Here is a 14,411-nt window from a genome sequence, read left to right as displayed (position 1 = left end):
TGCGAATTTCCGTTCCTATAATGCCGCAGGTGCATTTGTGCCTGATTCATTTTTAGGATTGACGCAAACCAATCGTTTGACGTTCGCGCCCTTAGCCGTAATGGGCGCGGCGCTTCTGCCCCATAGCATTTGTAGTCGCGGGCAGAAAGAGCGTTGCCGAGGTCCTGAATTTGATGAGTCTCATCACACTAATCAAAAAGGACAGCATGCTTAAGAAATTACTACAAATAACCCTGATGTTAATTGCGACCATGGGCTTGGTCTTTGCGCAAGTTGATGTGAATAAAGCCGATAAGGCCGCGCTGGATAGCGTGAAGGGTGTGGGCGCGGTAACCTCAGAACGTATTCTTGCTGAGCGCACTAAAGGCGGTAATTTTAAAGACTGGTCTGATTTTGAAAAGCGCGTAAAAGGCATCAGCGATAAAAGCGCCGTTAAATTGTCGACGGCAGGTTTGCGCGTAAATGGTCAGCCTAAGTCTGGTGCTGCTGCCCCTGCAGCGAAAGAAGAATCAAAAAAAGCAGCCGATAAAATCCCTGCAAAAAAATAGAAGACCCAATTACCAAGGCATAGAATGATTAATGACTTGGGGCTGGCTGTGGCTTCTATTACTTAAAAGCCCCTTTTACATAAGGGGCTTTTCATTTCCTCCACAACAAAATGCTATTTTTATCGCATTTATGATGACTTCTTTATGTGCATTCTGCAAAGATCGACTGCTGGACGTACGCACAATAATGTCTCATATTAGAATAGGTCTTTTGCCTCCTCTGTAAGCGTAAAACTATGCCATATCTGACTATTGAAGACACGATCGGAAATACCCCGTTAGTACAGCTAAAACGGATTCCGGGAGAAGCTGCCGCGCAACGTAATAATATTATTCTCGGCAAACTAGAGGGCAATAATCCCGCTGGATCCGTCAAAGACCGTCCTGCACTTTCGATGATTAAGCGTGCCGAAGCGCGCGGCGACATCAAGCCGGGCGATACCCTGATTGAAGCGACCAGCGGTAATACCGGTATCGCGTTAGCCATGGCAGCGGCGATGCGCGGTTACAAAATGGTGTTGTTAATGCCAGAAAACCTGAGCGAAGAACGCCGTCAGAGCATGGCTGCTTATGGCGCAAAAATCATTTTGACGCCAAAAACCGGCGGTATGGAATATGCGCGTGATCTTGCGCAAAAAATGGAAAAAGATGGGGAAGGTTTGATTCTTGATCAATTCGCTAATCCTGATAACCCGTTATCGCACTATGAAACGACGGGTCCGGAAATCTGGCGTGACACTGGCGGACGTGTTACACATTTCGTCAGCGCGATGGGAACGACCGGTACGATTATGGGAGTGTCGCGCTTCCTCAAAGAGAAAAGTGAAGCTGTGCAGATCATCGGCGCACAACCGGAAGAAGGTTCACAAATACCCGGCATCAGAAAATGGCCAGAAGCCTACATGCCGACAATTTATGAGCATGCGCGGGTTGATCAAATTGAAGCGGTTAGTCAGTCCGCAGCAGAGCATATGGCGCGCAGAATGGCCAGCGAAGAGGGAATTTTTTGCGGAATATCCGCTGCAGGGGCATGCGAAGTCGCACTTCGGATTTCGCAGCAGGTAGAAAATGCAACGATCGTCTTTATCGTCTGCGATCGCGGTGATCGCTACCTATCGACAGGTGTTTTCCCTGCCTGATCCCTCTTTAATACGCTTGCAGTTTCGCAAGCGTATTAAATAAAATGTGGCAGTGGGAGCAGGGAGGTCGGCGACATACGGCATTTACTTCTGTAGATCTGCCTCGACCTTGTCTTTAGGCTTAAATTGCTTATCGCTGATACGAAATTTCTCACGACGATCACCCATCAATGCGCGTAGCTCACTGATTGTCAGGTTACTGACTTCATGCATGCGAATTAGCAATGAAGCGCCAACTGGCAAGCGATGATGCCGAATTTTGCTGATGACGGGAGGCGCCACTTCTAGCGCACGCGATAACGCTGCATCATTCTTTAAGTGCAGTTTGTCGATAAGCGAGTCAAGCAAATGATTTGGATCGTAAGTTACTTGCTCGTCCAATTTGTTGCTTTTTGGTGCTTCTATCGAGGTATTCATATTCATGAGATTCCATTTATTATGATGTTGAATAGGAAAGGTTTGCGCTGTATTCGGAACGTTGCGCTGTGATAACCTTCGGCTTATTAGCGAAGTTGCAAGTCATGTCATTTTATACCGATTCAGTGTGCTTTTTTCTCATAAAGAAACATCCTGAAACAATTCTAAATGAAAAGTAATAAAAAACCAACAACATTGTGTTTTTATTAATTAACTTTGAACTCTAACAACTTCTGTCAGCTTGGATGATTAATTCTAGTAAAAAGTTGCAAAAACTCAATTTAAAATTGTATTGTTTTGTAGACTACTAGTTAGTAGTCACTTTATTCTTGTTAAGAACATTTTACAACCGCCCTTTTTCGTCCTTCTACGCCTCACTTTGGCAGATTTTTCTCTGTAAACGTTGGGGCTAGTCCAAGATTTTTCCATCCGTCTCGTCCCAGATCATTCAAGGTTTGCATATTTTTTTCAAAGATATCCGCCGCGTCGGGAAAGGCTTCGACTGCCCGATCTATGCTGTCTTCGCGCAACAGGTGCAACGTTGGATAGGGGGAGCGATTTGTGTAATTGGTGATGTCGGTGGCATCGGTGCCCGCAAATTGATAGTCTGGATGGAAGCTGGCTATCTGAATTTCGCCTTCAAGATCTTGCTGTTGCAGCAGGGCGTCGGCGTCATCCAAAAAATCGTTGTAGTCTAAAAAGTCCCCCAATACCAATGGATGAATTAACAACGTCGTATCAATTAATGTAGGATCCGTCTGATGTAAGAAATCTAGTTCGGCTCCCAGTTCTTTTAGTAGGTCTGCACCGGTTTCAGCATTACTGACGACAAAGCGAATCTGATCTTTTATATAGACCGCTTTGGCAAAAGGGCAGAGATTGAGTCCTATGACCGCTTTTTCTAACCATCGTTTTGTGTCGAGAGTGACTTGTTCTGCAAAATTGGACATTGTTCAGCGTATGGAAAATTAAGTGTGTAAGCCGCAAAATGCGGCTATGAATGAATAACTACCAGAGCCGCATTGGATTGCTGGCTATCGTGGTTTGACTACAAAACTAGCTTGATGATCGCTATTTAATAGATTTTTAACCGAATATTGCAGAAGAACAGCGCACTTATTTCAGCTTTCTTACATTTCTCACCTCAAGTCAGGCATCTTCAACTAGTCATCCCAGCTTAGATGTTCTTCACAACGCAACTCTGTTGAACTCTGATGCGAGAAGGGTGACGCGCAATTTAAGTTGCCAATCCCAGACAGCGCAGACTCTTGTACGGGCAAACTACTATATATGTTGTCCGCACAAAAACAAAACGGGTTATTCTTCCGGTCGCGACCGCATCCGCGGCGCATGCGGGTTGCATATCACCTCGTTATATCGATGATCTATGTGACCTATTACCAATAAAGCTCAGCATTATGGCCCTTAAAGCAACTATTTTTAAAGTCGATCTGCAAATTGCAGATATGGACCGTCAGTATTATCAAGAGCATGCCCTGACCATCGCACGCCACCCTTCAGAGACTGATGAGCGAATGATGGTGCGGGTGTTGGCTTTTGCACGTCATGCGTCCGAGGCGCTGGTATTTAGTAAGGGATTGTGGGACGTCGATGAGCCGGATTTGTGGGAGAAGGATCTCACCGGCGCGATCAATCTGTGGGTAGAAGTTGGGCAACCAGATGAAAAGCGTATTTTGAAAGCATGTGGTCGCGCTGCCCAGGTAGTGGTGTATTGCTATAGCAGTACCAGCCATATCTGGTGGGCGCAAGTCAGTAACAAAGTGGCGCGTGCCCGCAATTTAACGGTCATCAACCTTCCTTCCATTACCAGCCTGGCGTTGAGTAAGCAAGCGCAACGCAATATGCAATTGCAGTGCACGATTCAGGATGGGCAAATCTGGATGACTGCCAACGATGAAACCGTTCAGGTAGATTTGGTTACCCTTCAGGGGTAAGGCGCAGCTGGGCTGATGACTAGCCCTATCGTTTATTCATCCCTATTGAGTTAGATAATTCAATAATCCTCTCAATAGGGGTGACGCATTCCTTCTCGCGTGCAGTACGGTTTTAGCGATTAACCGCCACGTGCGACACGTATCGCACGTCCCAAATCAATCACCGACATGGCGTAAAAGAAGCTACGATTGTATTTGGTGATGGCGAAGAAATTATCCGTGCCTAGCCAATGTTCGGTTGGCGCTGTGCCATTTTGCAAATCCACTAATCCAAATAGTTTGCTGCCGGCGGCCGAACTAGCTAAAGACGACGTCGGCACCACGCCTGCAGCAGTTAATTCATCCAGCGAGAATTTGGCTTCCAGACCTTGGCCAATAAATGCCTGCCAGCGATTTTCGCTGCTGGTGTCAGTGGATACCGTTGCTGGAAAAACAATCGGCTCGCCTCTTTTCCAGCCATGCACTTGCAGATAGTGCGCAACACTGCCAATCGCATCGACCGGCGATTTACGCAAGTCAATTTTGCCATCGCCATCAAAATCTACAGCGTACTGACGAATACTGCTTGGCATAAATTGCGGCCAACCTATCGCGCCCGCATAAGAGCCTAGCAGCGAGAACGGATCGATATTCGACTCACGCGCGAACAAAAGGGTATTTTCTAGTTCTTTGCGGAAGAATGCCATGCGTGCTTCACGCGTGGGGGTATTTGGATAATCGAAGGCCAGTGTCGTAATGGCATCCATCACGCGGAAATTGCCGGTATTGCGACCGAAAACTGTCTCCACTCCCAGAATGCCAACGATGATTTCTGCTGGCACGCCATATTGGGCTTCGGCTCGCGCCAATGCATCGGCGTAGGTATTCCAGAATTTGACGCCAGCGTTAATACGGACCGGCTCAACGAAACGTGCACGATAAACGCCCCAATTCTTTGGTTTGCCCGGTGGTCCCGGTTTCATCAGCTGAATGGCGCTTTCGACAAAACGGGTTTTGTTGAATACCGCTTCGAGTTCGGAGCGGGTGAAACCATTTTTAGTCACCATTTCATCAATGAAAGAAGAAACGGTCTTCCATTGGGCAAAATTAGCGTATTCGCTATTGTCGTTGTTGGAAGGTGCAATGCCTGAGTCTACCAGCCTTGGCGGCGGTACTACGGCAGGAGCGCTTGCTGTAGTACCTGGCAAAGTTGCAGGTGCCGCAGTCGTGACTGGACTCACTGTAGTCGCCGGTGGCGTTACAGCGCAAGCAGCGGACAAGGCAGCGATGGCAAGCGCAACGGAAAGTCGGGCGCGGGGCAACGAAAGTGGAGACAATTTGACGCTAGAGATAAGTTTTATCGGCATTGGGATAGCAAAGGTTTGAGTTTTTTGAGTTGGCTTTTTAATGACGTTAGCGAAACTGTGTCGGGGCCATCATTTGCGCTATAGCGGAATGTTTCGTAAGACTGCAAAAACATTGCGGCAGCATTTTTTGCCTGTGGCGTGAGCGGAGACTCAGTCGCGCATAGTCGCTGACGATACGCTGTTGCCCCTTCATGAAGCTGTCTGGTCATATTGAGCTTCGCCATTCGTTTGCAGAATGCCGAGTATACCTTATCAAGTGGCGCAATTTTGTTCCGAACGAGCAGCAATGGCAGCGTTACGAGCGCTACAACAAGGGCGCCGATGCCGAACATCAATCCCACCATCATGCGCCAATCAAGTTGATCGATGCCAAAAGACTGCAATAAACTTTTTTGTCGTTCAGGGGTGTAATTCAATACCCATTGATTCCAACTGTTGCTGATCGCATCCCAGTTTTGGCGGACGACGCTTAGTTTGTTCCACCAATTATTCTGTGCGACACCGATATTAATCAAGCCGCCAAAAAAGCTGCGTGGCAAGACTTGATTCAATGATCTTTGGATGCGTTCAGGCGCGACAGCGGCGGTTGGGTCGACGCGAACCCAGCCGCGACCAGGCAACCAGACTTCAGCCCATGCATGGGCATCCGATTGGCGTACCGTCATAAAATTATCAACCGGGTTAATTTCGCCACCCTGATAGCCGGTGACGACGCGTGCCGGAATATGTGCGGCCCGCATCAGCACCACGAACGCACCTGCATAGTGCTCGCAAAATCCGGCGCGAGTGGAAAACAAAAAGTCGTCTACGCCATTTTTGCCAAGTAATGGCGGTTGCAGCGTATAACTAAAATTCTCATTGTGGAAAAGGCTCAGCACGGCGTTGACGATATTAGAGTCGGTCACCGCTTCGGACCGCAATTTAGCGGCGAACGCAACTGTTTGCGGATTAAAGCCAGCCGGGAGATTCAGCGCTTGTTGCAATACCGATGCGGCTTCTATAGTCGGTTTGCGCAAGCCAATAGTAGAGGTTATATCGTAGCGAATTCGGTCGCTGATGGGCCGATCGGACAGGACTTCGCCATCGCTGTTAATGTGGCTTCGGCTGGCTGGATTGGTCGTTAGTATTGGTGCTATTTGCGGAGTTTCTAATGCAAATAGCCATCGTTGCCCACTCGCTTCCATGGTGATTTGTTGGCGGATATTGGTGCCGGACGGCGCGCTGGTATTCTCCACCATTGACGCGTTATTACTATTTGCGAAACTGGTCGCGGTGCCCTGGCGGGTCCAGGTGCGGCCATCGAAATTGGTTAATACTGCGCCGCGCCAGTAACGTAGAGCCGAGGCGGGCGCAGGGTCAATAAATTTGATGCGGAAGGCAATATCATCCGACAGCGCAAGTTGCGAAATCGTGCCCGGTGCCATGCTGTCAGACATACCGGATCGCCCGCTAAATGTGTCGCCGGGCATACCCCAAAGCGGCCCTTGAATGCGCGGAAACAATACGAATAAAACTACCGTCAGCGGTATCGCCAGCGCCAGAATAAAAGCGCCCATGCGCAATCTTTGTCCTATCGGCGGTATCGCACCGCTAAATTGGAAGGAGAGTTGCGCGGTGAGCAGCACGATCAGGGTCGCCACGATCATGATTGCCGTGGCAATCGATTGCGAATAAAAGAACGTCGTGAGGATTAAAAAAAAGCTCAGAAATAGCACCACAAATACGTCTCGCCGCGCCCGCATCTCTAATAATTTCAGTGTCAGCAATAAGACCAACATGGTGACGCCCGCTTCACGCCCTAGCAATGTATGCGCGGTGGCATAGACGCCCAGCATGGTCAGCGTCGCTACAAACAACAATAAACCTAACGGCGGTAATCGACTGCCGCTCCAGGTAATCGCCCCGCGCCAGAATACGATCATCGCGCAGGTGAATGAGGTCCAGGCAGGTAAATGCTCAATATGCGGCAATAACACCATGATGCACGCAAACAGCAGCAATAAAGTATCGCTTTTGTCTCGTGGCAGGGCATTGAACCAAGAGTCTGTTTTGACGCCTACGGCCACTGAAGGTGAAGCTTTTTGCGCGTTGCTTTCTGTGCCGCTCATAGGCTGCCCTCATACAAAGCCAGCGCTTGCAAACACGCTTGCTGATGCGCTGCGCCAATTGCTGTCGGGTAATCGATGCGGCCGATGCGGAATGCATACGGCAATCCCAGGGTTTCTGCCTCTAGTATCCAACGCGTCATGCGCGATAGCTTGGTTTCTACGTCCATTACGTGGGGCAGTATTGCATAATCGATGACTAAGTCGCTGGCGGCGCCTCCCTCAAAATGTTTCGTAATCAAACTGGTTTCGCCATCGCTATTGAGTTTGGCAATCTGGCGCCATGCCAAGTGTTTAAGAGAGTCTCCGGCTTGGTAGGCCCGCACGCCGGCGAAGTCTTCGTGACCGGCAGTCGCGTTGCCGGTAGTGTTTGCAAGTGCTGTCATGGGCAGCGCAGGCGACGATTCATGCGATTCAGGTTGCGGATAAACTAATACTATGCCGTCCGGTTGCCAGTAACACCAGGAGCGCAGAAGTCCTAATGGAAAACGGGTTTGCAGTCGAACCCGCGGCGCTGCCAGCCAGCCACGTTCCAGCGTAGGCGTACTCAATACAACGCTACAAGATGCTGCCGAGGCGATATCAATCGGCTGCTCCATCACAGGTAAATCGGCGCCGATAAAGCCCAGCCATATTGCATATCGTGGATGCTTGCGGCGGTTAATCACTTGTAGTGTGAATAAGGCCTCCTGACCGGCGAATACGGGGGAGTTTTGACTTGCGGATAAATGTAAAAATGCCATATTCCGGAAAGTTAGATGCATATCGATCACTGCGCATGCCGCCAGTACAAAAGTCAGCGCGAAACCCAGGCTGAGGTTGTAATTGATGGCGCCGATGAACAGTAGCAACAAAATCACGAGGAACGCACAACCGGGGCGGGAGGGCATGATGTAGACGCGTCTTTGGCCTAGATATACCTCGCCGATTTCGGGTTCTCCCTCGCGTGGCCTGAACGGAAATTTCATGCCAAACGGTAACCTGAGATTGCGTTTCAATCTATTTTGCAGAATCTTCAGCATAGGTTTGCCGGGCGCCGTCAAACCGGTACGGATTTTAATAATTGCAGTACCAGATCGCGACTTCCCAAGGCGGTCCCGGCACCATTACGCGATTTTAACGGGCGTAATCGATGCGCTACGACCGGCACCAGCACCGCCTGTATATCTTCTGGAATAACATGATTGCGGCCCTCAAGCGCGGCCCAGGCTCTGGCCGCCTGCACCAACGCGATGGCGGCACGCGGACTCATGCCCTCGGCAAACAAGCCATCCTGACGTGACGCTTGTGCCAACGCCTGCACATAATCAATTAATGAAGTCGAGGTATGAATTTGTCGCAAGCTAAGCCGTGCATCGATTAACTCGGTCGGTTCCATCACTTTTTGCAAGGATTTGAGCAAGATGCGCCGGTCTTCGCCCAGCAACAACGCCCGTTCCGCCGCCGCATCCGGATAGCCCAGCGACAAACACATCAGAAAACGGTCAAGTTGCGACTCCGGCAGCGCAAAAGTGCCGACTTGGTGCGATGGATTTTGTGTCGCAATCACAAAAAACGGCTCAGGTAGATCGCGCGTGCGTCCTTCTGCCGTGACTTGCCGTTCTTCCATCGCTTCTAATAATGCCGATTGGGTTTTTGGCGTGGCCCGATTGATTTCATCGGCCAGCAAGACTTGCGTAAAAACTGGGCCGGGATGGAATACGAAGTTATTTTTCTCACGATCAAACACTGAAATGCCGACAATATCGGCTGGCAGTAAATCGCTGGTGAACTGTAGGCGGTTAAAGCGCAGTCCTAGCGAGATTGCCAATGCGTGTGCCAGCGTGGTTTTACCTACTCCCGGAACGTCTTCAATCAGTAAATGGCCGCCAGCCAGCAGACAAACCAGCGCCTGGCGAATTTGCAGATCCTTACCGACGACAATTTGGTTAACTTGTTTTGCGACTGCATGGATTTTTGCGAACATAGGGTTTTCGGTGAGTGCGAATGGTGTAAAAAGGGTATGTAAAAACGTGTGTAAAAGCGACTAAGCGCGCGCCGCAGCGCTATTGTGTATTTGAGAATAACGCGAATTCAACCACGAATGTCGGTAACGAAAATATCAAGATTACTCTCGGCAGATAATTCTGCTTATAAATAAATTAAGGTTGTTGTTTCCCCGTGCATGCAACGGGCATTTTCTTGGGTACACTAGACCCGGTAATAGGAGATTTTAAGCGAGCAATTCGATACTTAGAAAAATAAAATGACAACTGCTTTTTATACCCATCCCGACTGCAAATTGCACGAAATGGGTGCCTGGCATCCAGAGTCGCCGCAGCGGCTGCAAGCGATTGAAGATCAATTGATTTCAAGCCGTATTGCTCAATGGCTCGATTATCGGCAAGCGCCGGATATCGATGAAGCCGCGCTGGTGACGGCGATTGGGCGCGTGCATAGTCCCGAAGCGATTGAATTGGTGCGCACCAATTCGCTGGCGCTGGCCGACAGCGGCGAACTCCACTACCCCTTGGATGCCGATACATTTCTCAATAAACATAGCTGGCAAGCGGCATTGCAGGCCGTCAGCACGGCGATTGCGGCCACTGATGCTGTTATCGATGGCGAGCTGGAGAACGCATTTTGTTCGATACGGCCACCCGGTCATCACGCCACGCATGCCGCCCCGATGGGATTTTGCATGTTCAATAATGTCGCCATTGCTGCTCGCCATGCGCTTGAAGTGCGCGGCTTGGAACGCGTGGCGATAGTGGATTTTGATGTTCATCATGGCAACGGGACCGAGCAAGCCTTCTTGCAAGAGCCGAGGGTCTTGATGGTCAGTTTTTTCCAGCATCCGTTTTATCCATTTAGCGGCACCGAAGATGCCCCCGCAAACATCGTGAATGTCCCCGTGCCAGCTTATTCCGGCGGCGATGTGGTGCGTCAGCTTGTGATCGAAAAATGGTTGCCCGCGTTACACGCGCATCGACCGCAAATGATTTTTATTTCAGCGGGTTTTGATGCGCATCGCGAAGATGAAATGGGCCAAATGTCATTGGTCGAGGCCGACTATGCATGGATTACGCAGCAGATCATGCAAGTAGCCGATCAATACGCAGAAGGGCGCGTCGTCAGTTGTCTGGAAGGCGGCTATCATTTATCGGCGCTAGGCCGCAGTGTTGTGGCGCATTTGAAAGTATTAGCGGCGTTGGACTAAAATAAAAAGGCGTTTTTAGTTTTTTGCGGGTTGCCGTAAATAGATGGCAAGGCTGGCTAAATGCGGGCTTTTGTTGCCATTTCTGTGTCAATAGCGCGACTATTGAACTAAAACACAATGAAATAAGGCACTTTTAGCGACTTTTACGGCCTATTCCCCCTAAGTCCGACAGCACTCTCAGGTAAGTCCGTACAATAGCGGTTTATTTTCGTCAGACAAGAAAACGCATGTCCATACAATGGTTCCCCGGCCACATGAACGCTGCCCGCAAAAAGGCGGCGGAAGCCATGGAAAAGGTCGATATGATCATCGAAGTGCTGGATGCCCGCATTCCGCAGGCCAGCTGCAATCCGATGATCGAGCAATTACGGCTGTTTCGCCAGCGTCCTTGCCTCAAAATTCTGAATAAAAGTGATCTCGCCGATCCGGTCGCCACACAAGCGTGGATTAGCTATTACAACGCGCAAAAGGGCGTTCACGCCGTTGCGCTGAGCTGCAAAAAGCCGTCCGATGTTCTCAAAGTGCCGGGTTTAGCGTTAGCGCTGGCACCGCATCGTGGCACGCCGCTTAAACCTTTGCGCATGATGATCATGGGTATTCCTAACGTCGGTAAATCGACGTTGATGAATGCTTTGCTGAAAAAACGTGTCGCTGCCGTTGGCGATGAGCCTGCGGTGACCAAAGTGCAGCAGCGTTTATACATGAACAAAAACATGGTGTTGATCGATACGCCCGGTATGTTGTGGCCGAAGATTGCCTTGCCGAGTGATGGCATGATGTTGGCCGCCAGCCATGCCGTTGGCGTGAATGCCTTGATCGAAGAAGAAGTGGCGACGTATCTGGCCGACGTATTGCTACAGCGTTATCCGCAATTAGTTGCTGCTCGCTACAGTATGGAAATTACGGAAGCTACGGACGGTGTTGATGTCGTTGAAGGCGTCGCCATTCGTCGCGGTTATCGGCTTAAAGGCAGTGGCTTCGATGTGGAAAAGGCCGCAAACACGTTGTTGCAGGATTTTCGTACCGGCGCGCTTGGACGTATTTCATTAGAGACGCCGCAGAGTCGTGCAGAAAGCCTGGCGCAGCATCAGCAAGAATTGCTGGAAAAGCAGCAAGCCAAGGATGATGTGATCGCTGCCGCAGCTGCGGAAGAGCTTTTATATAATCCGCCGAGAGATGTTTCGGACACCTGATATAGCGGTGAATTGCTGACATTGCCGTTGCACAAAAAAGCCAATCTTTTAGATTGGCTTTTTTACTTCTGCCGGAAAACTCCAGCATTTAAGGCAGGGTTTGTTGCAATGATCGGCTAATCAGTCCATCCACATACATCGCAAATAATTCCCGGCCATCCTGACCGAACATGCGGATGCGTCCGGTATGCGTCAACAGCAATAAACCGACGCAATGACCGAACAGGGCTGTGGTTTCTCTTGCCGCTAAAGCTGCGGAACATCCACATTCCCTTAATCCGGCTTCCACGCCACCTAGCGCATCACGCAAACGTTGATTCAGATGTTCATTGAGTGTGGGCGTCAGTCCGAGCGGTTTCATTTCCTGAAAAAAATAAAATCCCAGATCGAGCTCTCTCGGATTTTTTAAATAAAAGTCATAAAACGCCATCGCGTCGTGTGTAATTCGTTCTGCTGCAGGAAGGGCATCGTTATGATGTTCGCGAACAGCGGCGTTGAGTTGTTCCAGCGATTGCTGGAGCAGATCGCCATATATTTCTTCCTTGTTTTCGTAATGATTGTAGATAGCGCTAGCGGTGTACCCAGCTTCACTGGCAATGGCGCGGACATTCGCTTTTAGCAGACCGTCTTTTTCGAAGACGCGCCGCGCTGCTTGCAGAATCATCTGGCGTTTCAGATCGTTGACTGCTCGCAAGCGAACGGTGCTGGGCTTATCCGTGCGCGCTGCATCGGGTGATGGCGCGGTAGCTGTATCCGGTATTGTTTTCAAGTTTGTTTGCTTGTTCATGGAACGAGTTTAGCATGGAGATTGCTCAAAAGTGAATGCTTGACTTTAAAATGAACAACGTTCATATTAATGATCGTTAATCAAAATTCGGAGATGAAAGCTATGTTGATGTCTTCTGCAGAATATCGCGAGTCGCTGCGTCGTTACTCGCCAACGGTGTACGTCGATGGCCGAAAAGTCGATTCGGTTGCCGATGAACCAGCATTCTTGCCAGGCATCAACGCGCTTGGCGTGACGTACGACTATGCCCTGGAAGAAAAGTACGCGCCGATTATGCTAGCTAAACAGCATACGTCCGGCAAAACGATTAATCGCATGCTGCACATCAATACCAGCAGCGGCGACCTGTTGAATAAGCTGGAGGCGGTGCGTCTGCTGTGTCAGGAAACCGGCTGCGCGCAGCGGTATCTTGCCCATGATGCGTTAAATGCGATCTACCAAGTCACGCATCGCATCGATGCGGATAAAGGTACGACTTACGGTCAAAACTTTCTGAATTATCTGCACGAAGTGCAAGATCGCGATCTGTCGCTAGGGATCGCGATGACGGATGCCAAAGGCGACCGCAGCAAAAAGCCGCACGAGCAAGCCAATCCCGATACCTACGTGCATATTGTTGAGCGCACTGCAAAAGGCATCCTTATTTCGGGCACCAAAGCCATCGTGACTGGCGCGCCGTATATGCATGAGTTTCTGGTCATGCCTTGTCGAAATATGTCGGAGCAAGATGCGGAGTTCGCGGTTTGCTGCGCGGTTCCTTGTGACGCACCGGGATTGACGATTGTGGCGCGTCCGGCGGGACGTCCGGGTGAGAAAGCGGCGTTGTTCAGCAATAAGTTTGGTCAATCTACGGGCGTGGTCATTTTCGATAAAGTGTTCGTCCCCTGGGAGCGCGTGTTCTATGCGGGTGAATGGGAGCATTCCGGCTATATGACCTATAACTACGCGACGCATCATCGGCACAGCTGCATCGGCGCACGTGCCGGTTTTGGCGATTTGCTGATAGGCGCAGGGGCGCTAATGTGCGAGGCGAACGGTTTTGATCCGGGCAAGGAAAATCATCTGCGCGAACAAATGGTGGAGTTGATCAAGATTACAGAGGGTTTTTACGCTTGCGGCGTGGCCTCATCGGTATACGCCAAAATGGATGAAGGATCGAACAGCTTTGTCCCCGATCCGGTCTTTTCTAATATCGGTAAATTGCTGTTATCGACGCAAATCTACGATATGCATCGCATCGCGCACTATGTTTCGGGAGGATTGATTGTTGCGTTGCCAGGACCGGACGAGGACCATAATCCGGCGACTGCGGCGACTCTGTCGGAAGTGCTGCGGGCGAATCCAGATGTGCCTTATGAAAAGCGGATACAGACGGCGCGTTTTATCGAGGATTTAACCGCCTCGTATCAGGGCGGCTGGTATTCTGTGATCAGCTTGCACGGCGGTGGATCGCCAGCGGCAATGAAGCAGGAAATTTATCGCAATTATCCGATCGGCAGCAAGGTGGAATTGGTTGAACGTTTGTTAGATCGTGGCTTAGTGGAAGAGCCGGGTCGGGCAATTTCTGCCAATAAACAACCGGGAAAATGTTGTTCGACTGGTTGCACAGTTCCAGGTCAGGCGGTCATGGTGGAGATGCCGCAGACGACTAAAAAATTGGAAAATAGCTGATCAAATTTGATGTGCATGTTGCGTGGATCAGTTGATCTACGTGCTGCGCTC

At 50.0% G+C, this 14,411-nt stretch carries 13 protein-coding genes; 6 read left to right on the top strand and 7 right to left on the bottom strand.

What is annotated here, in order from left to right:
* Window positions 1–206: 206 nt before the first annotated feature.
* Both C7W93_RS14935 and cysM read left to right on the top strand, forming a co-directional pair.
* A complete protein-coding gene (locus C7W93_RS14935; protein WP_108442141.1) occupies window positions 207–548 on the top strand; it encodes a helix-hairpin-helix domain-containing protein in 342 nt (113 codons plus the stop codon).
* 236 nt (window positions 549–784) lie between these two features.
* A complete protein-coding gene (gene cysM, locus C7W93_RS14930) occupies window positions 785–1,687 on the top strand; it encodes a cysteine synthase CysM (protein WP_108440977.1) in 903 nt (300 codons plus the stop codon).
* A gap of 84 nt (window positions 1,688–1,771) precedes the next feature.
* On the opposite strand, the gene C7W93_RS14925 is transcribed toward cysM, so the two are convergent.
* Window positions 1,772–2,104, bottom strand: coding sequence for a hypothetical protein (locus C7W93_RS14925; protein WP_108442140.1), 333 nt, complete (start codon window positions 2,102–2,104; stop codon window positions 1,772–1,774).
* 374 nt (window positions 2,105–2,478) lie between these two features.
* Window positions 2,479–3,054, bottom strand: coding sequence for a DUF1415 domain-containing protein (locus C7W93_RS14920; RefSeq protein ID WP_108440976.1), 576 nt, complete (start codon window positions 3,052–3,054; stop codon window positions 2,479–2,481).
* Window positions 3,055–3,522: 468 nt separating this feature from the next.
* On the opposite strand from C7W93_RS14920, the gene C7W93_RS14915 reads away from it, so the two are divergent.
* Window positions 3,523–4,059: a YaeQ family protein gene (locus tag C7W93_RS14915; protein WP_108440975.1), complete on the top strand. Its 537-nt coding sequence runs from the start codon at window positions 3,523–3,525 to the stop codon at window positions 4,057–4,059.
* A gap of 119 nt (window positions 4,060–4,178) precedes the next feature.
* On the opposite strand, the gene mltB is transcribed toward C7W93_RS14915, so the two are convergent.
* The 4 genes from mltB to C7W93_RS14895 all read right to left on the bottom strand — a co-directional run bounded on the left by mltB (window position 4,179) and on the right by C7W93_RS14895 (window position 9,476).
* Window positions 4,179–5,405 carry a lytic murein transglycosylase B gene (mltB, locus tag C7W93_RS14910; RefSeq protein WP_108440974.1) on the bottom strand — a complete coding sequence of 409 codons (1,227 nt, stop codon included), beginning with the start codon at window positions 5,403–5,405 and terminating at the stop codon, window positions 4,179–4,181.
* Complete coding sequence (locus tag C7W93_RS14905) at window positions 5,396–7,513, bottom strand: DUF3488 and transglutaminase-like domain-containing protein (protein ID WP_108440973.1); 2,118 nt, start codon at window positions 7,511–7,513, stop codon at window positions 5,396–5,398. The genes mltB and C7W93_RS14905 overlap by 10 nt, the downstream gene beginning before the upstream one ends.
* On the bottom strand, window positions 7,510–8,478 hold the full coding sequence (locus C7W93_RS14900) for a DUF58 domain-containing protein (RefSeq protein WP_225869897.1): 969 nt from the start codon (window positions 8,476–8,478) through the stop codon (window positions 7,510–7,512). The genes C7W93_RS14905 and C7W93_RS14900 overlap by 4 nt, the downstream gene beginning before the upstream one ends.
* 71 nt (window positions 8,479–8,549) lie before the next feature.
* On the bottom strand, window positions 8,550–9,476 hold the full coding sequence (locus C7W93_RS14895; protein WP_108440971.1) for a MoxR family ATPase: 927 nt from the start codon (window positions 9,474–9,476) through the stop codon (window positions 8,550–8,552).
* A 279-nt stretch (window positions 9,477–9,755) separates the two neighbouring features.
* On the opposite strand from C7W93_RS14895, the gene C7W93_RS14890 reads away from it, so the two are divergent.
* Window positions 9,756–10,709 (top strand): histone deacetylase family protein, encoded by a 954-nt coding sequence (locus C7W93_RS14890; protein WP_108440970.1) that lies wholly within the window; start codon window positions 9,756–9,758, stop codon window positions 10,707–10,709.
* 227 nt (window positions 10,710–10,936) lie between these two features.
* Complete coding sequence (ylqF, locus tag C7W93_RS14885; RefSeq protein ID WP_108440969.1) at window positions 10,937–11,902, top strand: ribosome biogenesis GTPase YlqF; 966 nt, start codon at window positions 10,937–10,939, stop codon at window positions 11,900–11,902.
* Between the two features lie 88 nt (window positions 11,903–11,990).
* Here ylqF and C7W93_RS14880 read toward each other — a convergent pair whose 3' ends face one another.
* Window positions 11,991–12,671, bottom strand: coding sequence for a TetR/AcrR family transcriptional regulator (locus tag C7W93_RS14880; RefSeq protein ID WP_225869896.1), 681 nt, complete (start codon window positions 12,669–12,671; stop codon window positions 11,991–11,993).
* A gap of 120 nt (window positions 12,672–12,791) precedes the next feature.
* On the opposite strand from C7W93_RS14880, the gene C7W93_RS14875 reads away from it, so the two are divergent.
* Entirely contained in the window at window positions 12,792–14,360 is a 1,569-nt protein-coding gene (locus tag C7W93_RS14875) for a 4-hydroxyphenylacetate 3-hydroxylase family protein (RefSeq protein WP_108440967.1), read from the top strand.
* The last annotated feature ends 51 nt before the right edge of the window (window positions 14,361–14,411 follow it).

Source organism: Glaciimonas sp. PCH181 (genome assembly GCF_003056055.1).
Classification (GTDB): Bacteria; Pseudomonadota; Gammaproteobacteria; order Burkholderiales; family Burkholderiaceae_D; genus Glaciimonas.
Note: the sequence above shows the minus strand (reverse complement) of the source record. Positions and strands in the feature narration are given on the sequence as shown.

Bases quoted from the DNA above. Each gene is read 5' to 3' on its own strand.
- C7W93_RS14905 (WP_108440973.1), bottom strand. From the start codon at position 7,513: ATGAGCGGCACAGAAAGCAACGCGCAAAAAGCTTCACCTTCAGTGGCC.
- C7W93_RS14915 (WP_108440975.1), top strand. From the start codon at position 3,523: ATGGCCCTTAAAGCAACTATTTTTAAAGTCGATCTGCAAATTGCAGAT.
- C7W93_RS14890 (WP_108440970.1), top strand. From the start codon at position 9,756: ATGACAACTGCTTTTTATACCCATCCCGACTGCAAATTGCACGAAATG.
- C7W93_RS14935 (WP_108442141.1), top strand. From the start codon at position 207: ATGCTTAAGAAATTACTACAAATAACCCTGATGTTAATTGCGACCATG.
- C7W93_RS14920 (WP_108440976.1), bottom strand. From the start codon at position 3,054: ATGTCCAATTTTGCAGAACAAGTCACTCTCGACACAAAACGATGGTTA.
- ylqF (WP_108440969.1), top strand. From the start codon at position 10,937: ATGTCCATACAATGGTTCCCCGGCCACATGAACGCTGCCCGCAAAAAG.
- cysM (WP_108440977.1), top strand. From the start codon at position 785: ATGCCATATCTGACTATTGAAGACACGATCGGAAATACCCCGTTAGTA.
- C7W93_RS14925 (WP_108442140.1), bottom strand. From the start codon at position 2,104: ATGAATACCTCGATAGAAGCACCAAAAAGCAACAAATTGGACGAGCAA.
- mltB (WP_108440974.1), bottom strand. From the start codon at position 5,405: ATGCCGATAAAACTTATCTCTAGCGTCAAATTGTCTCCACTTTCGTTG.
- C7W93_RS14875 (WP_108440967.1), top strand. From the start codon at position 12,792: ATGTTGATGTCTTCTGCAGAATATCGCGAGTCGCTGCGTCGTTACTCG.
- C7W93_RS14895 (WP_108440971.1), bottom strand. From the start codon at position 9,476: ATGTTCGCAAAAATCCATGCAGTCGCAAAACAAGTTAACCAAATTGTC.
- C7W93_RS14900 (WP_225869897.1), bottom strand. From the start codon at position 8,478: ATGAAATTTCCGTTCAGGCCACGCGAGGGAGAACCCGAAATCGGCGAG.